The organism is Clostridium folliculivorans (genome assembly GCF_024341905.1).
Lineage (GTDB): Bacteria > Bacillota > Clostridia > Clostridiales > Clostridiaceae > Clostridium_AR > Clostridium_AR folliculivorans.
Genome location: NZ_BQXY01000001.1, coordinates 1,194,594 through 1,218,281 on the forward strand (window position 1 = coordinate 1,194,594; position 23,688 = coordinate 1,218,281).

Here is a 23,688-nt window from a genome sequence, read left to right on the forward strand (position 1 = left end):
GAATATCTATTTTGTCAGTGTAAAAAACCAACTTCTATGCATAAAGATGATGTTTTTAATATTATATGAAAATTGTGAAGTACTTAGTTTGATAAAAGTAGCTTCAGTAGTGAAATCAAAAAGTTGAAAAAGTTTCATAGTAAATTATCTACTATTTACATAAACAATAGGTAAGTTATGTTTTTAAAAAAAACTTGCTAAAATTAAAAAAATTTTTTTTAAAAAATGTGTATGTCTTTTTTTAGATTTACTGTATGAAAATGTATAGGATTCTTGAACACTAATAAAAAACTGCAGTAAAAAAATGAACACTTTAATTTGTGTATAAGTGTATAATTTAAAAACGAAATATACACAAATTACAGTGTATGTCATTCATAAAAAACAGGCTTAACATAAGTAAAATAGCGGTGTTGACATATATTTGCAAATATTGTATTGTTTTTTTAGAGTATTAAGTGTATAACTTCTTTAGGGGGTGTTTCTATGAAATCTAACAGAGAACAGATTATTGACTTCATGATTAAGTGTTCAAATTCTGTTAATAGTGAAGAAGCTAAAGGAGTATCAACTCAATACTTATCAAATAGATTAGGAATGCAAAGGACCAATATAAGTAGTATATTAAATGAACTTGTTAAAGATGGTGTCGTAGAAAAAGTTAACGGTCGACCAGTTCTTTATAGAATTAAAAAGAAAACGTTGACACCACAAGGAGAGCAATCATGTTTTAAACAACTTATAGGTTGCAATGGAAGTTTAAAGAATGCAGTTCAATTGGCCAAAGCTGCAATACTTTACCCGCAACATAGTTTGCATTCACTAGTATTAGGACCAAATGGTTCTGGGAAAAGTTATTTTGTTAATCTAATGTATTATTTTGCTAAAGAAAATAAAATAATAGAAAATGAGGCGCCATTTATTAGATTTAATTGTAATAATTACAGTGATAAACCAGAGCAGATGGTTGAAATTTTATTTGGGATAGATAAAGGAAGTTTTCTTAGCAGGGCTAAAGGGGGAGTTTTATTTATAGATCATATAGAGTTACTTCCTGCTGAAGGCAGAAATATTTTAATACGACTTATTGAAAACAATTACGTAGAAGTTAATGGAATTAAAAGTGAATTCAATGCGATAATCATATGCGCTATAAATGATATAGCGAAACAAAGTTTGATTGATTACTATAGTTCATATTTTTCCATAAGGATACAACTACCGTCATTAGCAGAAAGAAATTTAAATGAAAGATTTGAATTAATTAAACACTTTTTCACAATTGAGGCTGCAAGATGTAATAAAACTCTTAATATCAATTCTGAGCTTCTAATATGTCTACTGCTCTATCAATGTGAAACAAATGTAAAACAGTTAAATAGAGATATCCAAATAGGATGTGCAAATGCTTATGTAAGAGAGTTTGAGAACAATAAAGATAATATCTCTATTCTTATGAGTGATTTTCCTTTTTATGTTAGATCTGGGTTCTTGAATTTTAAAAGATATAAATCAGAAATTAAAGAAATAATATCTGAAAATTGTAATTATGCATTTTCTAAAATAGAAGCAACTATGATTTCGTTAAGTGAAGAAAAACTGAATAAGAAAAAAAACATGTATGATTTCATAGATGAAAAGGTAAACGAATTAAGAGAAAGAGGAATTGAAGAACAAGATATAAATACTATTATAAGCATAGATGTTGAAAATCAATTTAAGAAGTATAGTAAAAAACTAATGAATCAAGTAGTAAATGAAGAGCAATTATCTGAAATAGTAAATAGTAGAGTTATATCATTAGTTAAGGACTTTCTTAACGAAGCCACTAAAAAGTTTAACAAAGTTTATCCTCATGCTATATTCTATGGATTATGTCTGCACTTAAATTCAACTTTAAATAGAAAAGATAAGTTTCAAAGATTGAGCAATGAACAGATTATGGAAGTTATCGGAAAATATCATGAGGAATATAGTTATTGTGTGAAATTTGTAAGCTTAATAGAAAAAGAATTTGCTAAAAGATTGCCGATAGACGAAGTAGTATTCATTACAATGTTTATTACGAGGGATTCTTTAGAAAAAGAAGAGAATAAATATCCAGTGGTATTATTAGCTCTACACGGGAATACGGCGGCAAGTTCACTAGTTGAAGTTATTAATAACATGGGGAGCAATGAGACATATGCCTATGATATGCCTTTAAACAAAAGTACAAACGTTGCTTACGAAGAATTGAAAACATTAATAATAAAAATACATCAAGGAAAGGGCGTTTTTGTAATTTATGATATGGGGTCCTTTGCAACCATGTTGGATATGATATCTTCAGAGACAGGAATAGAGATTAGAAAATTGGAAATCCCGATTACATTGTTAGCTTTAGATTGCAATAGAAAGATAATGCTTGGAATGGAAATAGATGAAATTCATAAGGGACTCATTAATACCTACAACAATATGATGTGTATGCAGGAAAATGTATACTATAGGGCAAAAAGCAAAAAGGTAGTATTAACCTTATGCATGAGTGGAGAAGGAGCAGCAGTACAAATCAAAAACTATATCATAAATAATATAAAGCCTCAAGACATTGAAATTATTCCATTAGCAATTACAGATAAGCAATTTCTTTTAGAAGAGGTAAATAGAATAAAGGAAAATCATAACATCATTTGTGTTATAGGAAGCTATAATCCACAGTTAATGGGAATACGATATATACCAATTACAGATATTTTTCAGAACAATGCAAAAGAATTGAGGGGACTATTAAATTTAGGCAATGAAGATATTGATGATGATGAAGAAGGCGATGATTTTAAAGTTATTTTTGATCACTTAAGCAAAGAACTAGAACTTGTAGATGTGGACAAACTTAGAGTTTATTTGCCAAAAGTAATTGGTGAAATTGGAGTGAATGAAAATTATCATCTTACTGAAGAACAAGAACTTGCTCTTATGGTGCATATAGCTTGTTGTATAGAATACATGCTAAAAAAAGTGCCAATGTCGTCTAATATACACAAGGAAAATATATTAAATGAAAATAAAGAACTATACAATTCTATCAAAAAAAGCTTTTCTGTTATAGAAAAAGAATTTGATGTAACCTTTAGTGATAATGAATTAGCAAACATAATATCTATAATGAAAATGTCACAAAAGGGTTAGAAACTTAAAAGTAGTTAGCTTTAGATTGAAACCTATTATTATTGAAAGAAGGGGAAATAAAATATGTCTAATATAATGCAGACCATGGAACAAAAGGTTATGCCTCCAATGACGAAATTGAACAATAATAAAGTTATAAAAGCACTTACAATGGGGATGATGGCTACAATGCCACTTACGCTTGGAACTTGTTTAGTTGCAATAGCTGCTAATTTTCCAATGAAAGCATGGAGTGACTTACTTGCGAAAACTGGAATTGGAGTGCAGATGAATGCAGTAATTAATGGAACTACACAGCTTATGGCATTATACATTGTAATTGCCATTGCATTTAATTATGCAAAGATTAAAGGTCATGATGGAATGACTGCCAGTATGTTGTCTCTAGGTTCATTTATTGTTTTAATGCCACAACAAGTTATGGTTGACAAGACTTCAATACTAGCACTTACAAAAGACTATTTGGGAAGTACGGCTATTTTCGGTGGAATGGTTATAGCGTTATTAATAACAGCACTATACTGTCATCTTGATAAAAAAGGTCTTGTCATTAAAATGCCTGATAGTGTACCAGAGATGGTATCAAAATCATTAAGTCCAACCTTTATCGCAATGATCATTTTCCTGATTGTATTACTTGTACGTATTGGTTTTGCTGCTACACCATATGGAAATATATTTGATTTCATAACTAAAACCGTTGGATTACCAATAATGAAATTTGGAGCATCTCCTTGGTCAGTTGTAGTTGTATTTATTATTATAAATTTCTTATGGTTCTTTGGTATACATCCAAACACAATATTAAGTGTATATATGCCAGTACTTATAACAGCAGGTACAGCAAATATCACGGCGTTCCAGTCAGGAAAACCATTACCTTACTTTGCTTTTTCAGCCTTGGCTGCATATATAGGACTTGGAGGAGCCGGTTCCACTCTAGGACTAGCGATTTGTATGTTGACTGGAAGGTCAGAACGTTATAAGACTATGGGAAAATTATCAATTGTGCCTTCAATATTTAATATAAATGAACCACTAATATTTGGTGTACCTATAATGTTTAATCCAGTTTACTTTATTCCAATGATTTTATCAACCCCAGTAGGTGCTGCGGTTGGGTTAGTATTCATTAAGCTTGGAGCTCATGCAAAAATGAATCCTACAATTCAATTACCTTGGACAATGCCACAACCTGTAGCAGCTGCTATTTCAACCGGATTATTTGCGGCATTAGGCGTTTGCTGTGCGGTTGCAGCTGTAACATTATTGTATTTCCCATTTTTTAAATACGCTGATAGACAAGCATTAAAAGAAGAACAAGAAGAAGTTATTGCAGTTTAGATTTATAGTAAATTAATAAAGGAGAGATGTAAAATGATTCGTATTTTATTATGCTGTTCAGCAGGTATGTCAACAAGTTTATTGGTTCAAAAGATGAGAAAATCAGCAGAAGAAAAAGGTATCGAGGCTGAAATATGGGCTATCCCTCAGCCAGAACTTCCAGAAAATAAAGATAAAGCAGATGTAATCTTGCTTGGACCACAAATTAGATTTGCTCTTGGTGAGGTTAGGGAAATGGTTGGTCCAGAGAAACCTGTAGATGTAATTGAACTTAGGGATTATGGAACAATGAATGGCAAAAAGGTCTTAGATTTTGCATTGTCAAAATTAGGCTAAATTAGAGAGGAGAACATGGCATGGAAAGTTTAGAAATGACTTGCTTTGAGATTATTTCATCAGTAGGTTCTGCACGTTCTTGCTATATTGAGGCAATTCAAGAGGCGAAAGTTGGAAATTTTGATAAAGCAAATGAATTAATGCAAGAAGGTAAAAGATTATTTCAAGATGGACATAAGTTTCACAAGGTATTGATTGAAAAAGAGGCATCTGGTGAAAAAGTGGAAACTAGATTATTGTTAATTCACTCTGAAGATCAGATGATGAGTGCTGAAGTACTAGAGATTATGGCACGTGAAATTATTGAACTTTATAAAAATAAATAGATACTTGGGGTGTTTTATGAACACCCCTTAATAAAACTTATAAATGAAGAAAGGAGATAAAAATGATTGATGTAATTATAAATGCAGATGATTTTGGTATGTCTGAAGCTTTTAACTACGGTGTTATTAAAGGATATAAAGATGGTGTTGTATCCTCAACTACATTGATGGTAAATATGGAGGCAGCTGAACATGCAGTATCTTTAGCTAAAAGTTTTCCTGATTTATTTATAGGGCAACATACTAATTTAGTGTTAGGTAAGCCTTGCTCCAATCCACAAGAAATTCCATCTTTAGTGGATGAAAAAGGATATTTTTGGAGTTCATCTTACTATAGAAATGGTAGCAAGAAATTTGTATATGAAGATGTAAAAAAAGAAACTATTGAACAAATGGAAAAGTTTAAGGAATTATTGGGGTATTATCCACAGCATATAGAAGGACATTCTGTTTTTGGTGAGGTTATAGAAAAAGTATTTAAGGATATAGCCTTAGAATATAATATCCATGCTTCATTATTCTCTGAAAAGCTAGAAGGATACAAAGAAACTGTGGGGCCAAACGATTTTAAAGTTATGATGGACATAATGTCAAAGGGAATTTCTGTGGATAATATACTTAATGATGATCTAAATCTCCTAAACTGTGATGGAAAGATAGTAGAACTACATTTTCATCCTGGATATTTAGATCAATTTATTTTAGATAATTCAACTCTTACTTTACCAAGGTGTAAGGATTTAGATACATTATGCGATGGCAAAGTTGTAAATTGGTTTAAAGAGCAGCCTATCAGACGTATTAGTTTTGGCGATTTAAGGTTATAGAAAAATACGCATAACTTCAACTCGAAAATTATTTTCAAAGCACATATGTGTTCTGAGATTATACTTTCAAAATATAAGTTTTAAACTGAAGTCATATATTTATATAAATAGATTTTGAAGAAGTGTAGATTAAATAAAAATTCAAAATAAAGGTTGGTGTAGTTAACAATGAATTACAAAACATTAAAAGATTTTCCTGAGGATTTTTTATGGGGGGCATCTACTTCGGCTTATCAAGTTGAAGGAGCATGGGACGAAGATGGAAAAGGTCTTTCTGTTCAAGACGTAGGCAAATACCCTGAAGGGACTACAGATTTTAAAGTAGCAAGTGACTTTTATCATCATTATAAAGAAGATATAAAGTTATTTGCAGAAATGGGCTTTAAAGCTTTTAGATTTTCTGTAGCGTGGACAAGAATATTGCCAAATGGAATAGGTGAAATAAATCAAAAAGGAATAGACTTCTATAATAATGTAATCAACGAGTTATTATCATACGGCATAGAACCAATTGTAACAATGTATCATTTTGATTTACCATATGAACTTGAAAAAAAGGGTGGATGGTCCAATAGAGAAACTATAGATGCCTTTGAAAATTACTCTAAAGTTGTATTCGAGTCTTTCGGTGATAGGGTTAAGTATTTTCTCACAATTAATGAACAAAATATGATGATTTTATTTGGAGCTATCTTAGGAACTGCAGGGGAAGATGGAGAAGATCCAGCAAAGAAGCTATATCAGCAGAATCATCATATGCTGCTTGCACAAGCAAAAGCAATGAAATTATGTCATGATATGTGTCCGAGTGCTAAGATAGGTCCAGCACCTAATATTTCCTCGGTTTACCCAGCTACATCAAAACCAGAAGATATCCTAGCAGCTTCAAATTTCTCATCTATAAGAAATTGGCTGTATTTAGATGCAGCTGTATATGGAAGATATAATAGTGTTGCTTGGAGTTATATGGAGAAAAAGGGCTGTACTCCAGTCATAGAAGATGGAGATATGGAAGTCTTAAAAGCTGGAAAGCCAGATTTTATCGCATTTAATTACTACTCAACAATGACCGTTGCTGAAAACAAGGAAGAGGATATGAATGATAAATCAAAAGCAGACCAGCAGCGTGCCTTTGCAGAAGGAGGAGTGTTTAAGGCTGCGGAAAGTGTTGGACTACCAAAAACTGAGTTTGGATGGCCAATTGATCCTGTTGGTTTCAGAAATACACTTCGTGAAATAAATGAAAGATATGATCTGCCATTAATAGTTACTGAAAATGGTTTAGGTGCTTATGATAAGGTTGAAGAGGGAGATATTATTGATGATGAATATCGTATAGATTATCTTCGTAAGCATATTGAGCAGGCAAGACTTGCAATTACCGATGGTGTAAAACTTTTCGGTTATTGTCCATGGTCTGCAATCGATCTTGTAAGCACACATGAAGGTTGTACAAAGCGCTATGGTTTTGTTTATGTTAATCGTGATGAATTTGATTTAAAGGATTTGAAGAGAATTAAAAAGAAAAGCTTCTATTGGTATAAAGATGTAATCAGCAGTAACGGAGAAAAATTAGAATAAGTTAATTGCAAAAGAAGCTCTTTAATTATTTTGGAAGAGTTTCTTTTAAATGAAGTAAATAGCTCGCAATTTAGGAAGGAATATTTTATGGAGATTTTAGTTATCGATGTAGGTGGTACTGCAATTAAGTATGCACTTATGAATGATAGTGCACAATTTATTGAAAAAGGATCATTACCAACACCTAAGGACTCAATAGAACATTTTGTGGATGTTATTGGTTCAATATATGATAAATACAAAGACAAAATTTCAGGGATTGCTATGAGCATGCCAGGTCGTATTGATAGTGAAAGAGGTTATTTATATACTGGAGGAGCGCTAGAATATAATTGCAATAAGAATATTGTATCTATCATAGAGAAACGCTGCCCTGTAAGAATAACAGTAGAAAATGACGGTAAGTGTGCCGCCTTAGCAGAAGCATGGAGAGGTAATCTTAGTGATTGCAATGATGGTATTGTAGTTATTTTAGGCACTGGTATTGGTGGCGGTATTATAAAAGATAAAAAATTGCATAAAGGAAAACAATTTGTGGCTGGAGAGTTTAGTTTCATTATTGCTGATAATGATGGAAAAAAGAAAGACTTTTCAAGATTTCTCGGAGCTCAATCTGGAGTACCAAGATTATGTAAGCTAGTAGCTGAAGCAAAAAAGCTTAATGAAGAAGAGGTTGACGGATATAAAGTATTTGAGTATGCCAATAATGGAGATAAAAAAGTGCTTGAAATACTTGATGACTATTGTTTTAAGCTTGCAGTACAGCTACATAACCTGCAGCATATTTATGATCCGGAAAAAATAGCTATCGGCGGTGGCATAAGCAAGCAAGATATACTATTTGAATATATCCAAAAAAATATAGATTGGATAGCAGATAGTTTGCCTTACATTATGGCAAAACCTCAAGTGGTCAGATGTAGATTCAATAATGATTCCAATTTAATTGGTGCATTATCTGTATTTATGACTACTAGAAATTAATAAAGAGTTACTATGTCGAAACTTAATTTATACTTGTTCGAAAATCACGCACCTATGAATTTTAGCATGTATAAATTAATAGTTGAGCTAGGAACTCTATAAAGGGCAGTAAAGTAAAAATCTATGAAATTCAGCTAAAAACAACATATTTAAAGGAAGGTATATAAATTGAGAAAATATGATGAGAAAGCCATTGAAAGACTTCAGAAGGAAACTTCTATTATAGATAATAATGGAATTAAGGTTGTTGTAAAGCCAATTCCAGGGGAAGATAGAGAAGGATATTTAGATCCACTTGAATTAGATCTTATGGAAAAGTTTTGGGCAACAAACGTAGGGGGAGAAGATAAAGCTGCAGAACCAACTTCAAAGGAAATGATGATTTCAGCAATTAGGGATAGTATGGGATTCCCAAATTATAATTTAAATACAGTTGAAATTCATACAAAATTTGAAGAGTTAACCTTTGACGAAAATAAAGTTGGATTGTGGAGGTATTATCCAAGAAAAACTGAAAAAAATAAAAAACGCCCAGCCTTCGTATTCATCCATGGTGGTGGATGGATAGGTGGAAGTGTTTATACAGTAGAAAATTTCTGTAAATTACTTTCAGAGCTTGCAGATGCAGTGGTATTTAATATTGACTATTCCCTAGCACCTGAAAAACCATTTCCAAATGGGCTGAATGACAATTATTCTGCTGTGAAGTATGTTTACGATAATGCAGAAGCTTATGGAATAGACGCTAATAAAATTTGCATTGGAGGAGACAGTGCTGGAGGTAACTATACTGCGGCAGTATGCCTAAAGGCAAGAGATTTAGGAACTCCAAAACTTGCAATGCAGGTACTAATATATCCAGCAGTAACAATGGCAGATGCTAAGGTAGAGGGATACCAGTGGAGTGAGGATTTCTTTGAAATGTGTGAGGAGCAAAAGCACATTATAAAAAACTGTATTGGACTTGGAAGACCGATAAAATTTGAGGACGATATGTTCCTTCAAAACTATATTTCAAATAAAGAGGATATTTATAATCCATATGTAAGTCCTATGCTTGCGAAATCCCATGCAAATCTTCCAAAGGCTATTTTAGCTGGGGCAGAATTTGATGGTTTGCGCTTGCATACAGAGTTTTATGCAAAACAGCTTTCAGATGCAGGGGTTGATTTTACAGTATTCCGTTATAAAGGGATGACTCATGCCTTTATAGATAAACTTGGACATGTTGCTCAAGCAGAGGATTTATGTATTGAAATAGCAAATGCTATGAAAAATCTTTAAGTAAAAAAGTACCTTATAGAGTAATTTCTATAGGGTACTTTAAGTTTTGGGCGATTATTTAATCTGAAGGCGCTAGTATGATTGTGTATTATATTTAAGAAAAAATTATAACTTAAAGTTAACTTGCTCCATTTTTATTTTAGGCATTATTAAAGCAGTGTATAATTTCAACAATATTCTTAAGTAGCGTCTTATTTTAAATTACCTGTAAAAAAGCTATAATATTAATAAAAGTGATTTTGACTTATAAAGATATATGGAGAATCAAATATGGAGATACGAGTATTAAGATATTTTTTAACAGTGGCAAGGGAAGAAAGTATTACTAAAGCCGCAGAAATACTACATATCACTCAGCCAACCTTATCCCGTCAGTTGATGCAGCTGGAAGAAGAATTAAGAGTTCAATTATTTATAAGAGGAAAGTCTAAGATAACTATTACTGATGAAGGGATGCTACTAAGAAGAAGAGCAGAGGAAATTGTGGATTTAGCTGACAGGACAGAAAGGGAATTTATTGGACAGGATAACCTTATTGGCGGTGAGATATTTATAGGTGCTGGCGAAACTCATGCCATGCATGTTCTTGCAGGTATGATTAAGAAGTTTAATAGCGAACATCCTCAGGTAAAATATAATCTATATAGTGGCAATGCTGATGATATTAAGGAAAGAATTGATAAAGGACTTATAGATATCGGTTTACTCACGGAGCCTGTTAATATCGAAAAATATGATTTTATTAGACTTCCTAATAAGGAAACATGGGGAGTTCTAATGCCCAAAGACAGTCCTTTGGCTGAAAAGGAGTATATAAAATCGGAAGATCTTACTAATATGTCAATTATAAATACTAAGCGTTCTATTGTTCAAAATGAAATTGAAAACTGGTTTGGTGCACACTATGAAAAACTCAATATCATTGCAACTTATAACCTTATTTATAATGCAGCAATTATGGTGGAAGAGGGACTGGGGTATGCCATATGTTTCGACAAGTTAGTTAATATAAATGAAGAAACCAATCTATGCTTTAAACCTTTCTATCCTAAATTGGAAACAGGAACGGTTATAGTATGGAAGAAACACCAAGTATTTTCTACTGCCACAACAAAATTTATTGAACAGATTATCAATGCTTTAAAAGCATAATTGAAGATGTAGAATAGGTATTAGAAATACTTTGTTATTTAAGATAAGATGTAGGTAACCAGATGGGGACCTACATTTTTTTATTTCAAATGAAGGTATAAAAATATAGATATAGTTAATTTTTTAAAATAAAGTGAGGGGATATATATGAGTAAATTAGAAGCTAAAAATCAAGCTCATGCACCGAAGACACAAATATTTGGAGCAGAAGCATTTGCTCTGTCAGATAAAACTATTATTCGCTGGCTAGGAAATGCAGGAACATTCGTTAATAGTAAAGGAACTTGTATTATGATTGATCCTCTTTTAGAAGGGTTCGATTTGCCACTACTTATAGACATGCCAATTTTACCTGAAAATGTGCCTCATTTAGATGGGGTATTTGTGACTCATTGCGATAATGATCATTTTAGTAGAGTTACTTGCAAGAAGCTTGCTAATGTTTGTAAAGAATACCACGCTCCACATTATGTATCGGAATTAATGAATGAAGAAAAGTTGCCTGGATTTGGACATGATATTGGAGAAGTTTTTGAAGTAGGAACTATTAAAGTTACTTTAACACCTGCGGATCATGCTTGGCAAAATGAAAAAAAGAAATATGCTCGAGTGTTTAAATTTGAAGACTACTGCGGCTTCTGGTTAGAAACTCCGGACGGTACTATATGGATTCCTGGTGATTCTCGATTACTACCTGAACATCTAGAGATGCCAACACCGGACGCAATTATTTTTGATTTCTCTGATAACTCATGGCATATTGGACTTCAAGGCGCTATTAAACTGGCAAATGCTTATCCTAATACTCCATTATTACTTTCTCATTGGGGGAGTGTAGATGCTCCAAATATGGATGCATTCAATGCTGATCCAAAGGATTTATATGGACTTGTCGAAAATCCAGAACGAATTTATGTGCTAGCACCTGGTGAGGCTTTTGCTCTTACTAGATTAAATTGAAAAACATATTGAAATAAGGTTTGACATTTTTAAAGGGAGGTATGAGATTGAAGATCAAAGAAGTAAGTGAAAAGTTCAATATTTCTATTCCAACATTAAGATATTATGAAAAAATAGGATTATTTGATCATGTGAAAAGAATTAATGGGGTTAGAGAATATGAGGACAAAGATATTAAAGATCTTAGTATGATTATTACCTTAAAAAATGCAGGACTGATCAATGAATTAATTTTAAAGTATATGGAATTGTCAAAGCAAGATGAAATCTCAAATGATGAAAGAATCTTTATCTTGAAACAACAGAGGCAGAAACTATTAGATGAAATACATCATAAACATAAGAATTTAGATTCTTTAGACTATCTAATATACAAGATAAAAAATAATTAATATCGAGATAATAAAATGGCAAAAATATTATATTTAATGAGACATGGACAAACTCTTTTTAACTTACGACGAAAAATTCAGGGATGGTCTGATTCTCCACTAACTGATAAGGGTGTAGAACAAGCAAAAACTGCAGGAAGATATTTTAAGTCTAACAAGATAACTTTTGATCATGCCTATTGTTCCACATCTGAAAGATGTGCTGATACCTTGGAGATAGTAACTGAAAACAATATACCTTACACAAGACTAAAGGGATTGAAAGAAATGTATTACGGTACTTTTGAAGGTGAAAGTGAAGATTTAAATCCAAAAACTCCTAAAGAATGCGAAACATTTTATTTGCCATACGGAGGTGAGTCCTCAAATACTGTAAGAGATAGAATGATGAAAACCCTAACTGAGATAATGGCAAAGGAAGATCACCAGAGTGTTTTAGCAGTGTCACACAGCGGAGCTTGTTTCAATTTTTTAAGAGCGCTTCAAGACCCTATGGAGGAATTAGAGAAAGGATTTACAAACTGCTGTATTTTTATATATGAATATGAAAATAAACAATTTAAATTAAGAGAAGTTATAAGACATTGCGAAAGTTGAGGTGTTATATGTTTTCAAATAGAGCACTAAAGAAACTAATTATTCCTCTATTTCTAGACCAAATTCTTATTATCACAGTAAGTATAATTGGAACAATGATGGTTTCTTATGCTGGAGAAGCAGCTGTTTCAGGGGTATCTTTGATAGATATGATTAACATGCTACTCATAAATGTTCTTGCTGCACTTGCTACAGGTGGAGCAGTGGTAGTTTCACAGTATATTGGGCGTAAAGAAAAGGAACAAGCATGTTTTGCCGCAAGTCAATTAATAACCGTTACAACAGTTATTTCTACTGGAATCATGCTAGCTGTACTACTATTTAATAAACCACTTCTATACACCCTCTTTGGTAGAGTAGACAAGGATGTTATGACTGCTGCCATTACCTATTTTGTTATTTCAGGATTATCATATCCATTTTTAGCCGTATACAATTCCTGCGCTGCATTGTTCCGGTCAATGGGTAATTCACGCATTCCTATGACTATTTCCATAGTTATGAATGTAACTAATGTAGCGCTAAATGCAATTGGTATATTTGTGTTTCATACTGGAGTTGTGGGGATTGCTCTTGCTGCACTTATTGCTAGAGGTATTGCCGCAGTTATTATGATGTATCTATCATTAAATAAAAACAATGAGATATTTATTCGCTTCTCTGAGATTTTTTCATGGCAGGGAAGCATGATAAAAAGAATCCTAAATATAGCAATTCCTAATGGGTTAGAAAATGGTATAGTTCAATTAGGTCGTGTTCTCCTTGTTAGTATTATTGCACTGTTTGGTACAACTCAAATTGCTGCAAATGGCATAACCAATAGCTTGGTTGGTATAGCCATCAGCTTTGCAACAGCAATGAATCTTGCAATAGTAACAGTGGTTGGCCAATGTGTGGGGGCAGGTGATTATGAGCAAGCTTCTTACTACAATGAGAGGCTTACAAAGGTCAGCTATATAGGAACACTTATTATTAGTTTGGCTCAAATTACATTGCTTCCTATGCTTTTAAGCTTATATACCTTGTCTCCAGAAGTTCGTCATTTAACTTATATACTTGTAGTGATTCATAACTGCTTTGCAATTTTTTTGTGGCCACTTGCCTTTACTCTTCCAAACGGGCTACGTGCTTCAGGGGATGTACGCTTTACCATGATAGTTTCTATTGGTTCAATGTTTATTTTGCGTATAGCTCTTGGGTATATTCTTGGTATTGCATTTAAGATGGGAGTTATAGGAATTTGGGTCGCTATGGGCTTTGACTGGATGCTTCGTTCTATTATATATATTGTTAGGTTTAAGAGTGGCAAATGGAAAGAGTTTAAGGTTATATAGTAGATAATAATGAAATGTTCTACTATTTCAGATTCTTTACACCTATAAGCTAATTGGGGGAATTTAAATTAACTAAAATTTCTTGACTTCGTGCTACACGAAGGTGATAGATTAAATTTATCACAGTTTTCAACAAAGGATTGATGTTAGCAATGATATTGGGGATAGGTTATCTAAACCTAAATGTACGGGGGGCATAAAAGAAAATGGATAATAAGATAAACAATACATGGAAAATTTACTTGCTGACTTTTATCAGTTTTTTATCTGGTACCTTGCAGTTTGTTATTGGCGGAATACTAGATAAAATTGCAGTATCAGTAGGAGTACCCATATCTACAGCAGGACAACTTGGTACTGCATTTTCTTTAGCTGGTGCTATAGGCACACCAGTTATTATCATGATTACTGCAAAGATGGATGGACGTAAGAGGTTACTTATGGGGCTAACTGCCATATTACTCAGTACATTTTCAACAGTAGTCCTTCCAGGCTTTGGCTTTTTGATGGTTTCTCGTATAGTGCTTGGTATAGGGATGGGCGTTTACGGAATAAGTGCATATTCGATAGTTGCAAAGCTGGCTCCACCAGAGCGTTTGGCAAGAGCGATGTCAAACCTATCAATGGGATCTAGTGCATCACTGGTAATAGGTGTTCCTATAGGTCGTGTTGTAGCAAATTCATATGGTTGGAAGAGTATATTTTGGGCAATAGGATTTTTTATTATTTTGGCAATGATAGCTGCAATAATGTACATCCCAACTTCTAAAGCTGAAGCACCTATCCCACTTGGTAATCAATTGGCCTATCTAAAGAAGCCAAGAATAGCCATGTATCTCGGTGCAGCGTTTTTCATGTTTATAAGCTACTCCGTAGTAAATAGCTATATAACTCCGTTTTTAATCGGCTTGATGCCATTAATTGAAGGGAAAATGAGCATAATATTGATGGGATTAGGAATAGCTAGTGTGGTTGGGGCAAAGCTTGGGGGATTTTATGCAGATCGGCTAGGGGCTAGAAGTACTCTAGTAGGAGGTATGGCTATACAAGCTTTTGCATTAATTTTAATATCAATTGTTCCTAAAACTGTAGTATTAATATGTCCATTGCTCATGATATGGGCTATAGCTGCATGGATCTGTGGACCGACTTTCAATTTTAATTTAATATCAGTTGCTCCAGAAGCATCTGGCATCATGCTAAGTCTTAATAGCACCTTTGTACAGTTTGGTTTTGCAGCAGGTGCTGGAATTGGAGGAATTGTACTTAGAGGGTTCTCCATAATTGCAATAAGCTGGGTTGGAGCTATTGCTGTTGTATTAGCTGCCTGTGTAGCATTAGCAGCTTTTGGACACACAAACTTATCCACCATGACAACGTTAAGTAATGAAGAGCTTGATCTAGAGCAATTAGAAAATTAGGATTTATCTAGCGTTGATAAAGCAATATCACACATGATGAAAGTTTTAAAAGCACTTGTAGATAGTATGATAAATGATTTAATCTTCGCACTTTCTCAATTGGTATAAAGGTATCGTAAAAAAGAAAAGGATTAATAAAGATTTAGAAAGAGAGGAATGTAAATATGGAATATGTTAAACTTGGAAACACTGGTATGGATGTGTCAAAGCTTTGTCTTGGCTGCATGAGCTTTGGAGATGACAAATGGATTCATAAATGGGTACTTGATGAGGATAACAGCCGTCCTATTATTAAAAAGGCTCTTGAGCTTGGTATAAACTTTTTTGATACTGCCAACGTGTACTCAATTGGAAGAAGCGAAGAAATTGTTGGAAAAGCCCTAAGGGATTATGCAAATCGTGATGAAGTTGTTATAGCAACAAAGGTACATGGAAAGATGCATGAAGGACCAAATTGCTCTGGGCTTTCTAGAAAAGCAATAATGAGCGAGATTGATAATAGTCTTAGACGTCTTGGAACAGACTATGTAGATTTATATATTATTCATCGTTGGGACTACAATACTCCTATAGAAGAGACTATGGAGGCCTTACATGACATTGTGAAAGCTGGTAAAGCTAGATATATAGGCGCTTCAGCTATGTATGCATGGCAGTTCCAAAAGGCACTTCATGTAGCTGAAAAACATGGCTGGACTCGTTTTGTATCTATGCAGAATCACTACAACCTTATATACAGAGAAGAGGAAAGGGAGATGCTACCTCTTTGCAGAGAAGAAAAAATAGCAGTTACTCCATACAGTCCAATGGCATCAGGAAGGCTGATACGTGATTGGTCAGAAACTACTAAACGCTTAGAAACAGACGCGGTTGCTAGATCAAAATATGATTCTACTGCTAGTGCAGACAAATTAGTAGTAGACAGGGTTGCTGAGATTGCAGAAAAAAGAGGCATTCTTCGTATACATGTAGCTCTTGCTTGGCTACTTCACAAATCACCAGTAACAGCTCCTATTATAGGTGCCACAAAGATTTCACAGCTTGAAGATGCAGTTGGAGCTATTTCAGTTAAGCTTACACCTGAAGAAATTGCGTACTTAGAAGAACCATATGTACCACATGTAATAATTGGGCATAATTAATTTTAGTATTGGGGAAAATTCTGCTTTGCAAAAACTCCTTCACACGAAACTAATCGAACAGAGGTGTTAACTGAGAAATGGAGATAAAAGAGAATTCTCTATAGTAATTCTATGATAAGAGGCAACTAAAAAACAGCTTGGACAAGTGTTCAAGCTGTTTTTGCATATTAGTGACTATAATAACTACTTTATATCAAACTTAGTAGTTTGTCTTTCAGTTATTTGAGCTCCGTACTTAGCTGCTAAGGAAACACCTTTGTTTAAGAATATATCTTTAACTTCTATATAAAAAGAAGTTGTTTCTAAAACTTTGTTTACTACCATTTTGTTTACCTCCTTTTTTCGTTCTCATAAGGTATATATACTTTCATCAGAAGGAAAACAGTTTTTTTGAAAATATTTTTATAAAAAGTTTTACTTTTGTGACGAACGTTTGTTTGCATATATTCTTTTTTTCTGGAAATAATATCATATATAAAGCAGTAGAATGGAAGGCGTAAAAAGGATTATAATAAGATTGAAGACGCGGTTTTTAAAAAAGCCATGGAATTCTTTAAAGACAACGCTGTAAAGTTTTTTGGTATTAATACTAAAATAACTGCACCAGCAGAAACTGAAATCAAAAATGTTGATATTAAGACTAATTACACTGATTATTTATTTCACACAGAAGATGGTGGATATCTACATTTTGAATTTCAAACCACTGATAAGAAAGAAGATATTAAAAGATTTTTATATTACGATGCGTCATTATTTTACAAGGAAAAAAGAAAAGTAAGAACAGTAGTGATTTATTCAGCAGATATAGATGATGCAGAGGTGCATATTGATGCAGGTAGTATAAAATACGATATTGAAGCATTTTATATGAAAAATTTGAATGGTGATGAAAAGCTTCAAATGCTAAAAAATAAAATAAGAAATAAAGAAAAGCTAGATAGTGAAGATATATTAACTTTAAGTTTTATTCCTTTGATGAAAAGTAAAATTAGTAAGAGTCAAAGGTCACTGGAAGGAATTGAACTTGCTAATTCAATTGAAGAAGATGATACAAAATTACAGTGCTTAACCTTATTGTATGCACTATTTGATAAATTTGGAGATAGTATTTCTAAAATTAGATTTAAGGAGGTATTTAGTATGACTGATATAGGAAAAATGATTAGAGAAGATGGATTAAAAGAAGGTATAGAAGTAGGTAAGGAAGCAGAAAAAACAGAAATTCTTATAAAGTTATTAGTAAAGAAGTTTAAAAAGCTTCCAACTGGATACGAAGAAAAGGTAAGAAAACTGCCGATGGCAACTTTAGATATTATTATTACTGAAATATTTGATTTGGAATCCTTAGAGGATTTGAATAAGTATTTGTAGTATACTGCTTTTTATAGTTAAAACTGCATATGCGTAAAAGACAGCATGGACAAGTGTTCAAGCTGTCTTTTTATAGTGGTAGTTTAATAAAACATTTTATGCCATACTTAATCCTTTAATTTTGATTGACTATAGATTATATTTAAAATATGGGCTCAAAGAAATTTATGATTATGACAATGATGCAGTAGCCTTGGCATACTACTTACAGTATTAATTGTAGACAAAGGGGGAAGATTTTATGTTAGCTGATTATCATATGCACACTAGTTTTAGTGATGATTCTGATTATGAAATGGAGGATGCTGTAAAGAAATCTATAGCTATAGGACTTGATGAAATATGCTTTACGGAGCATGTAGATCATGGCGTTAAGACTGATTTAAATTGTGATTATGAAAAATATGTAGAAGAATTTAAAAGATGCAAAGAAAAATATAAAGATCAAATAGCTATAAAACTTGGAATTGAATTCGGTATGCAGGTTCATACTATCGACCAATTTCAAAAGGATTTTGACAAATATGATTTTGACTTCGTGATACTTTCATGTCATCAGATAGATGATAAAGAGTTTTGGACATATGATTTTCAAAAAGGAAAAACTCAGCAGGAGTATAATGAAAAGTATTATGAAGAAATATTAAAAGTAATGAAAAACTACGACAATTATAGTATTTTAGGCCATTTAGATATGATAAAAAGATATGATGAAGAAGGAGAATATCCTTTTGAGAAGGTAAAGGATATTATTACTGAAATTCTAAAGCTTGCTATTGAAAAAGGTAAGGGAATCGAAGTAAATACCTCAAGTTTTAGATATGGCTTGAATGATTTAACTCCATCGAGAGACATATTGAGATTATATAAAGACTTAGGTGGAAATATTATTACTATAGGCTCGGATACCCATGAAGACAAGCATGTAGGACATAAAATAGATTATATAAAGGGTGAATTAAAGAAAATTGGATTCACCAAGTTCTGTACCTTTGAAAAGATGAAACCAACTTTTCATGAGCTATAAAAATATACAGAAGATCATGCTATATAACATTAATCACGAAACACTGGACATGAATATGGTATTGGTATAACCATTGAGAATAAGGTTTGGTTTGGACAAATGTTCAAGCTTTTTTCTTATTATGCTGGCAAAAGCTTGATTTAAATAAATTTATATATAAGAGATGATGTAGACGAAACCTTAAACTTTTATTTAAGTATATTTTAAGAAGTGTAAATATAGGTTATAATTAAAATACCAAAATAATTTGATTATAAAAGAAATATATTGATTTTGTTTAGAAAGGGGTGAATTCATGATTGATATTGAAGCAAAACTAGACGATTTGGTGAATTATTTTAAAAGTAACGAAAATATTGTAGCGGCATGGTTTATAGGTTCATACGGAACGGAAAATCAAAGTGAAGATAGTGACATTGATATTGCATTACTATTTGATAAGCCAATTGGAATTATGGATGAGATGGATATATCATGTAGAATTAGTGAAATAGTCGAGTTTGACAATATTGATACGATTAACCTGCTTTCTGCACCTATAACATTACAATTTAAGGTCATAGATGAAGGAAGAAATTTATACGAGAAGGATTATTATAAAGTCTGTGATTTTATGGAGGAAACCTTTAATAGGTATAGGGATGAAAAATATTATTTAGATAGATTTACGCAAGATTTTTATGAAAGTTATGGTGTTAGGAGTAAAAAGATTAATGGAATTTGATAAGAATAAGATAGATCAAAAGTTAATGTTTATGAATACTTGCTTAAATAAGTTAAAAAGGTTGAAATTGTTTAGTAAGAATGAGTTTCTAGAGGATTTTACAAAGGTTGATAGTGCAAAATATTTATTACAAGTTTCCATAGAAGCCATGTTGGATATATCTAGTCATTTAATTGCAAGGAATAGATGGGGTAAGCCAAAAGATAATAAAGAGCATTTTCAAATATTAGCTGATAATGGAATTATAGATAATAAAGATGTATCAGTGTATTTCAATATGGCAAGATTTAGAAATAGGATAGTTCATATGTATTTTAATATAAGTGATGAGATGATATATGATATTGTTCAAAATAACATTGATGATTTTGAAAGATTTATAGGTAATATAGTTAGTACATTAGGCAATATTGATTAATGATTAAGGATTTACGTTTGTTAATAAGACTTAATTAATCTGAAAATCTAAATAAATAGTTCTTAATTTAACATAAAAAACAGCTTGGACAAATGTTCAAGCTGTTTTTTAAAATTTACCACTCAATAAATTACTTTATATCAAATTTAGTAGTTTGTCTTTGAGTAATTTGGGCGCCATACTTAGCTGCTAAGGAAACACCTTTGTTTAAGAATATATCTTTATTTTCATGAAGAAAGTGAAGCCTTAGAAGCTAATGATAAATATAATTCTTCAGTGAATCTTGATGAAGCTGCTCAGTCTCTCTCTGACTACTATATGACCATTACTGGAAGCTCGGAAGGTCTTAACTTAAGTAATTTAAAGCTTTCAATCAAGCAGCATAAAGCAATTAATGTAAAGCATGCAATAGATAAAGCTGTAGCTTATGATAAGTTTTCTATAGGTTATATCAATGGGATATTAAGAAATTGGGAGAAGGAAGGCTACCCAAAGGATGAAGAGGATTTAGATGTGCCAAAGTTATCAAAGCAAACAGGAAAATCATTAAGGGTTACTGACTATCCTCAAAGGCAATATGATTACGATGATCTTGAGAAAAGACTGCTGGGGTGGGATTTGAAAAATTAGACTTTGCTAAATAGTCTTTTTGATGAAGATATTATTAAGGTTGGGTACATTGCTTTCTAATGGGATTTATAGTTAAATATATATAAATAAGTATTTATTTACAGAACTAAAACTTTAATGTTAGGCTATGTTTAATAATATTGTTGAAATTAATTGGTTATACAGGAGACGCTATATGAGTGAGCTATTAGAATTAAATGATTTTGTCAGATGGAATGGCGTTAAAAAACTGTACTGTTCGAACGTAGTGAGTTTACAGTTTTAGCCATGGAATATGAAAAAATCATATTAATTCTTTGCGTAAGCTCATTAAAGCGTCGGATGATTAACCAATTAATTTCAACACAATACATTAACAGCGCCTAATTTTATAGTTGGCGGTTAATAGTAAATACAGCAAAAGATATTAAAAATATACCACTTCGATCCGAAGTCTGTTTTTATTACGAAATGGTACATTAGTGTGAAGGTTGTGGAAAAATGAAATTTAATAAGTTGGATTTAATTTTAGAAGTAAAACTTAGAAATCTGAATCTTATATTTTATCTAATAGCTTTTTTGATTGTAATAATTCCTGGAGCTATAGTTGTTATTACCGATGTGCCATTTAGTTCAGCTTTTACCAAGATATCCATTGGAATATCAATGTTTTTAGTTTTGATCGGAAAAGTTCTATCAGTGCTTAAAAAGGACAAAGGGGACAAGAATATTGCTGTAGATATGAGCTTTATCATCGGAATCTTAATTGCGTTTATAGCATATGTTTTAAGGTAATTGTGACATAGAGTTAAACTACTTCGGTCTTTATGCTTAAAATGAATATTTCCAATAAGCTTATTGGTATTATTACGAAAAGAAAGGTGTGAAAAAGATGGAGGTTGTATCTATAAGAAAATCCCCTGAATATAAAGATAGAGCAATTCAATATTTTCAAAGCAAATGGGCCTCAAAAGAAAGCCTTATGGTTTACGAGGATTGTATAACAAATTGTATTACTACCTCAAATCCATTACCACAGTGGTATTTATTAGTTGAAAATGATGAAATAATCGGTTGTGCTGGTCTCATTACAAACGATTTTATCAGTCGTATGGACTTATATCCTTGGGTTTGTGCTGTATATATAGAAAAAGAGTACAGAGGACACGCATATGGATCCCTTCTGCTGGAACAGGCGAAGAAAGATGCAAAACTAGGAGGATTTTCTAACGTATATATCTGCACAGATCATATAGGATATTATGAAAAGTATGGATTTGAATATATTGGTACAGGCTATCATCCATGGGGAGGTAGTTCACGGATATATTCTGCCAATTTATGATGTGTTTTGCAAAATTCATTAAAGAGATATTGAGGGAAGATAAAGTGCTTCTCTTGTCCCTAGTTATAAGTGTTAGAGATTTCCTATATTGAAACTTAGTTAGTACTTGTTCAAAAATCACATATCTGTATTCCAGTGAAATGTACAAGCATTTCCAATAAATTATTTTAATGTTATTTACATATAATCCATTGTTATATATTTAGTGTTATTATAAAGAAAATTTTTAAGGTGATTAATGTTACGGCATTTTATAAATAACACAAGTATAATTGTAGATGAATTTAGAGTGAAGGAAGTGCAATAATGGGACGATATGATAAAAACAGGGAGTTTTTAAAAGCCAATTTTGAGATTCTTGATGATATAAAGACAGACGCACAGAAAAAATTACCTAAGGCTCCTCTTCAGAAGGAATATGATGAGAATGCAAAGCTTATAGACCTGCCTAAGCCAAGCAAGGATATACTTGTAAAATCCAATGTACTAGAATGCATTGAAGATAGGAGAAGTGTAAGAAAATATTCAGAAGAAAGCATTAGTTTAGAAGAACTTTCTTTCCTATTATGGTCTACACAAGGGGTTCAGAAGCTTATTGGAAATGATACAGCAAGCCTAAGAACTGTACCATCTGGCGGGGCATCCCATACTTTTGAAACCTATCTTATTGTGAATAATGTACAAGGACTTACTAAAGGTATATATAGATATATCCCTATAGGACATAAACTATTATTTATGTATGAAATAAATGAAATGACTAGTAAAATTGATGAAGCAACACCAAGACAACCATTTGCTCCAAATTTTGCGTCAAAAAGTGCTGTGCTATTTGTGTGGAGTACAATACCTTATAGAGCTGAATGGAAGTTTGACATAACAGCACATAAAAAGATATTGATAGATGTTGGACATGTTTGTCAAAATCTTTATATTGCTAGTGAGGCAATAAAATGTGGAACCTGTGCAATTGGGATATATGATCAAAAGTTAATTGATAATATGCTAGGACTAGATGGAGAAGACGAATTTGTAATTTATTTAGCAGCAGTTGGTAAGGTATAGTTGTGATAAGTTGATATAACTGAATGTTAAATGAATACAATACTGAAACTTAATATCCAGAAAAGAAGAAGCTGATGGAAAATGAATTAGTTTAGTTCATTTGCATCAGCTTCATTTTTATATATCCATATTATAACACAGCCTTTTACCAAATTATGTTACATGAAAAAGAGCTGATTTAAGCTAATGTGTTGAAATTAATTAAAGATGGTAACAATTATGACGAAAATATAAAGAAGGTAATATTTAAAAGTCTTTAAAGTTAGGCACAG

24 protein-coding genes are annotated in these 23,688 nt (G+C 32.2%); 23 read left to right on the plus strand and 1 reads right to left on the minus strand.

Going from position 1 to position 23,688, the window contains the following annotated elements; genetic code table 11:
- The first annotated feature begins 486 nt into the window (after positions 1–486).
- From OCU55_RS05395 to OCU55_RS05465, 15 genes are all read left to right on the plus strand, one after another.
- Positions 487–3,174 (plus strand): PRD domain-containing protein, encoded by a 2,688-nt coding sequence (locus tag OCU55_RS05395; protein WP_261851279.1) that lies wholly within the window; start codon positions 487–489, stop codon positions 3,172–3,174.
- Positions 3,175–3,237: 63 nt separating this feature from the next.
- On the plus strand, positions 3,238–4,518 hold the full coding sequence (locus OCU55_RS05400) for a PTS sugar transporter subunit IIC (protein ID WP_261851280.1): 1,281 nt from the start codon (positions 3,238–3,240) through the stop codon (positions 4,516–4,518).
- A gap of 33 nt (positions 4,519–4,551) precedes the next feature.
- Positions 4,552–4,854 carry a PTS sugar transporter subunit IIB gene (locus OCU55_RS05405; protein ID WP_261851281.1) on the plus strand — a complete coding sequence of 101 codons (303 nt, stop codon included), beginning with the start codon at positions 4,552–4,554 and terminating at the stop codon, positions 4,852–4,854.
- A 20-nt stretch (positions 4,855–4,874) separates the two neighbouring features.
- Positions 4,875–5,180 (plus strand): PTS sugar transporter subunit IIA, encoded by a 306-nt coding sequence (locus tag OCU55_RS05410; protein WP_183277891.1) that lies wholly within the window; start codon positions 4,875–4,877, stop codon positions 5,178–5,180.
- Positions 5,181–5,242: 62 nt separating this feature from the next.
- Positions 5,243–6,007 carry a ChbG/HpnK family deacetylase gene (locus OCU55_RS05415; RefSeq protein WP_261851282.1) on the plus strand — a complete coding sequence of 255 codons (765 nt, stop codon included), beginning with the start codon at positions 5,243–5,245 and terminating at the stop codon, positions 6,005–6,007.
- A gap of 168 nt (positions 6,008–6,175) precedes the next feature.
- The gene (locus OCU55_RS05420) at positions 6,176–7,588 is read left to right on the plus strand and encodes a glycoside hydrolase family 1 protein (protein WP_261851283.1); all 1,413 of its coding nucleotides are present in this window, start codon (positions 6,176–6,178) and stop codon (positions 7,586–7,588) included.
- 87 nt (positions 7,589–7,675) lie between these two features.
- Complete coding sequence (locus OCU55_RS05425; RefSeq protein ID WP_261851284.1) at positions 7,676–8,572, plus strand: ROK family protein; 897 nt, start codon at positions 7,676–7,678, stop codon at positions 8,570–8,572.
- A gap of 168 nt (positions 8,573–8,740) precedes the next feature.
- Positions 8,741–9,856, plus strand: a complete 1,116-nt coding sequence (locus OCU55_RS05430) for an alpha/beta hydrolase (RefSeq protein WP_261851285.1) — start codon at positions 8,741–8,743, stop codon at positions 9,854–9,856.
- 270 nt (positions 9,857–10,126) lie between these two features.
- Positions 10,127–11,008: a LysR family transcriptional regulator gene (locus tag OCU55_RS05435; RefSeq protein WP_261851286.1), complete on the plus strand. Its 882-nt coding sequence runs from the start codon at positions 10,127–10,129 to the stop codon at positions 11,006–11,008.
- Between the two features lie 147 nt (positions 11,009–11,155).
- Positions 11,156–11,968, plus strand: coding sequence for an MBL fold metallo-hydrolase (locus tag OCU55_RS05440; RefSeq protein ID WP_261851287.1), 813 nt, complete (start codon positions 11,156–11,158; stop codon positions 11,966–11,968).
- Between the two features lie 47 nt (positions 11,969–12,015).
- Positions 12,016–12,360 (plus strand): MerR family transcriptional regulator, encoded by a 345-nt coding sequence (locus tag OCU55_RS05445; RefSeq protein WP_261851288.1) that lies wholly within the window; start codon positions 12,016–12,018, stop codon positions 12,358–12,360.
- A 15-nt stretch (positions 12,361–12,375) separates the two neighbouring features.
- Positions 12,376–12,957 carry a histidine phosphatase family protein gene (locus OCU55_RS05450; RefSeq protein WP_261851289.1) on the plus strand — a complete coding sequence of 194 codons (582 nt, stop codon included), beginning with the start codon at positions 12,376–12,378 and terminating at the stop codon, positions 12,955–12,957.
- A gap of 8 nt (positions 12,958–12,965) precedes the next feature.
- A complete protein-coding gene (locus OCU55_RS05455; protein ID WP_261851290.1) occupies positions 12,966–14,291 on the plus strand; it encodes an MATE family efflux transporter in 1,326 nt (441 codons plus the stop codon).
- A gap of 206 nt (positions 14,292–14,497) precedes the next feature.
- Positions 14,498–15,712 (plus strand): MFS transporter, encoded by a 1,215-nt coding sequence (locus OCU55_RS05460; RefSeq protein ID WP_261851291.1) that lies wholly within the window; start codon positions 14,498–14,500, stop codon positions 15,710–15,712.
- Between the two features lie 164 nt (positions 15,713–15,876).
- The gene (locus tag OCU55_RS05465) at positions 15,877–16,854 is read left to right on the plus strand and encodes an aldo/keto reductase (protein WP_261851292.1); all 978 of its coding nucleotides are present in this window, start codon (positions 15,877–15,879) and stop codon (positions 16,852–16,854) included.
- 183 nt (positions 16,855–17,037) lie between these two features.
- Here OCU55_RS05465 and OCU55_RS05470 read toward each other — a convergent pair whose 3' ends face one another.
- A complete protein-coding gene (locus OCU55_RS05470) occupies positions 17,038–17,178 on the minus strand; it encodes a hypothetical protein (RefSeq protein ID WP_261851293.1) in 141 nt (46 codons plus the stop codon).
- Positions 17,179–17,397: 219 nt separating this feature from the next.
- Here OCU55_RS05470 and OCU55_RS05475 point away from each other — a divergent pair, with 219 nt between their 5' ends.
- The 8 genes from OCU55_RS05475 (at position 17,398) to OCU55_RS05510 (ending at position 23,416) form a co-directional block, all read left to right on the plus strand.
- Positions 17,398–18,228 (plus strand): DUF4351 domain-containing protein, encoded by an 831-nt coding sequence (locus OCU55_RS05475; protein WP_261851294.1) that lies wholly within the window; start codon positions 17,398–17,400, stop codon positions 18,226–18,228.
- Positions 18,229–18,469: 241 nt separating this feature from the next.
- A complete protein-coding gene (locus OCU55_RS05480; protein WP_261851295.1) occupies positions 18,470–19,255 on the plus strand; it encodes a histidinol-phosphatase HisJ family protein in 786 nt (261 codons plus the stop codon).
- Between the two features lie 295 nt (positions 19,256–19,550).
- Complete coding sequence (mntA, locus tag OCU55_RS05485; protein ID WP_261851296.1) at positions 19,551–19,979, plus strand: type VII toxin-antitoxin system MntA family adenylyltransferase antitoxin; 429 nt, start codon at positions 19,551–19,553, stop codon at positions 19,977–19,979.
- Entirely contained in the window at positions 19,969–20,397 is a 429-nt protein-coding gene (gene hepT / locus OCU55_RS05490; protein WP_261851297.1) for a type VII toxin-antitoxin system HepT family RNase toxin, read from the plus strand. The genes mntA and hepT overlap by 11 nt, the downstream gene beginning before the upstream one ends.
- Before the next feature lie 276 nt (positions 20,398–20,673).
- Positions 20,674–21,027: a DnaD domain protein gene (locus OCU55_RS05495; RefSeq protein ID WP_261851298.1), complete on the plus strand. Its 354-nt coding sequence runs from the start codon at positions 20,674–20,676 to the stop codon at positions 21,025–21,027.
- A gap of 480 nt (positions 21,028–21,507) precedes the next feature.
- A complete protein-coding gene (locus OCU55_RS05500; protein WP_261851299.1) occupies positions 21,508–21,801 on the plus strand; it encodes a hypothetical protein in 294 nt (97 codons plus the stop codon).
- 97 nt (positions 21,802–21,898) lie between these two features.
- Complete coding sequence (locus tag OCU55_RS05505; protein WP_261851300.1) at positions 21,899–22,351, plus strand: GNAT family N-acetyltransferase; 453 nt, start codon at positions 21,899–21,901, stop codon at positions 22,349–22,351.
- Positions 22,352–22,657: 306 nt separating this feature from the next.
- Positions 22,658–23,416, plus strand: a complete 759-nt coding sequence (locus OCU55_RS05510) for a SagB/ThcOx family dehydrogenase (RefSeq protein WP_261851301.1) — start codon at positions 22,658–22,660, stop codon at positions 23,414–23,416.
- Positions 23,417–23,688 lie beyond the last annotated feature (272 nt).

Bases quoted from the DNA above. Each gene is read 5' to 3' on its own strand.
- OCU55_RS05395 (WP_261851279.1), top strand. From the start codon at position 487: ATGAAATCTAACAGAGAACAGATTATTGACTTCATGATTAAGTGTTCA.
- OCU55_RS05400 (WP_261851280.1), top strand. From the start codon at position 3,238: ATGTCTAATATAATGCAGACCATGGAACAAAAGGTTATGCCTCCAATG.
- OCU55_RS05405 (WP_261851281.1), top strand. From the start codon at position 4,552: ATGATTCGTATTTTATTATGCTGTTCAGCAGGTATGTCAACAAGTTTA.
- OCU55_RS05410 (WP_183277891.1), top strand. From the start codon at position 4,875: ATGGAAAGTTTAGAAATGACTTGCTTTGAGATTATTTCATCAGTAGGT.
- OCU55_RS05415 (WP_261851282.1), top strand. From the start codon at position 5,243: ATGATTGATGTAATTATAAATGCAGATGATTTTGGTATGTCTGAAGCT.
- OCU55_RS05420 (WP_261851283.1), top strand. From the start codon at position 6,176: ATGAATTACAAAACATTAAAAGATTTTCCTGAGGATTTTTTATGGGGG.
- OCU55_RS05425 (WP_261851284.1), top strand. From the start codon at position 7,676: ATGGAGATTTTAGTTATCGATGTAGGTGGTACTGCAATTAAGTATGCA.
- OCU55_RS05435 (WP_261851286.1), top strand. From the start codon at position 10,127: ATGGAGATACGAGTATTAAGATATTTTTTAACAGTGGCAAGGGAAGAA.
- OCU55_RS05440 (WP_261851287.1), top strand. From the start codon at position 11,156: ATGAGTAAATTAGAAGCTAAAAATCAAGCTCATGCACCGAAGACACAA.
- OCU55_RS05450 (WP_261851289.1), top strand. From the start codon at position 12,376: ATGGCAAAAATATTATATTTAATGAGACATGGACAAACTCTTTTTAAC.
- OCU55_RS05455 (WP_261851290.1), top strand. From the start codon at position 12,966: ATGTTTTCAAATAGAGCACTAAAGAAACTAATTATTCCTCTATTTCTA.
- OCU55_RS05460 (WP_261851291.1), top strand. From the start codon at position 14,498: ATGGATAATAAGATAAACAATACATGGAAAATTTACTTGCTGACTTTT.
- OCU55_RS05465 (WP_261851292.1), top strand. From the start codon at position 15,877: ATGGAATATGTTAAACTTGGAAACACTGGTATGGATGTGTCAAAGCTT.
- OCU55_RS05470 (WP_261851293.1), bottom strand. From the start codon at position 17,178: ATGGTAGTAAACAAAGTTTTAGAAACAACTTCTTTTTATATAGAAGTT.
- OCU55_RS05475 (WP_261851294.1), top strand. From the start codon at position 17,398: ATGGAATTCTTTAAAGACAACGCTGTAAAGTTTTTTGGTATTAATACT.
- OCU55_RS05480 (WP_261851295.1), top strand. From the start codon at position 18,470: ATGTTAGCTGATTATCATATGCACACTAGTTTTAGTGATGATTCTGAT.
- mntA (WP_261851296.1), top strand. From the start codon at position 19,551: ATGATTGATATTGAAGCAAAACTAGACGATTTGGTGAATTATTTTAAA.
- hepT (WP_261851297.1), top strand. From the start codon at position 19,969: ATGGAATTTGATAAGAATAAGATAGATCAAAAGTTAATGTTTATGAAT.
- OCU55_RS05500 (WP_261851299.1), top strand. From the start codon at position 21,508: ATGAAATTTAATAAGTTGGATTTAATTTTAGAAGTAAAACTTAGAAAT.
- OCU55_RS05505 (WP_261851300.1), top strand. From the start codon at position 21,899: ATGGAGGTTGTATCTATAAGAAAATCCCCTGAATATAAAGATAGAGCA.
- OCU55_RS05510 (WP_261851301.1), top strand. From the start codon at position 22,658: ATGGGACGATATGATAAAAACAGGGAGTTTTTAAAAGCCAATTTTGAG.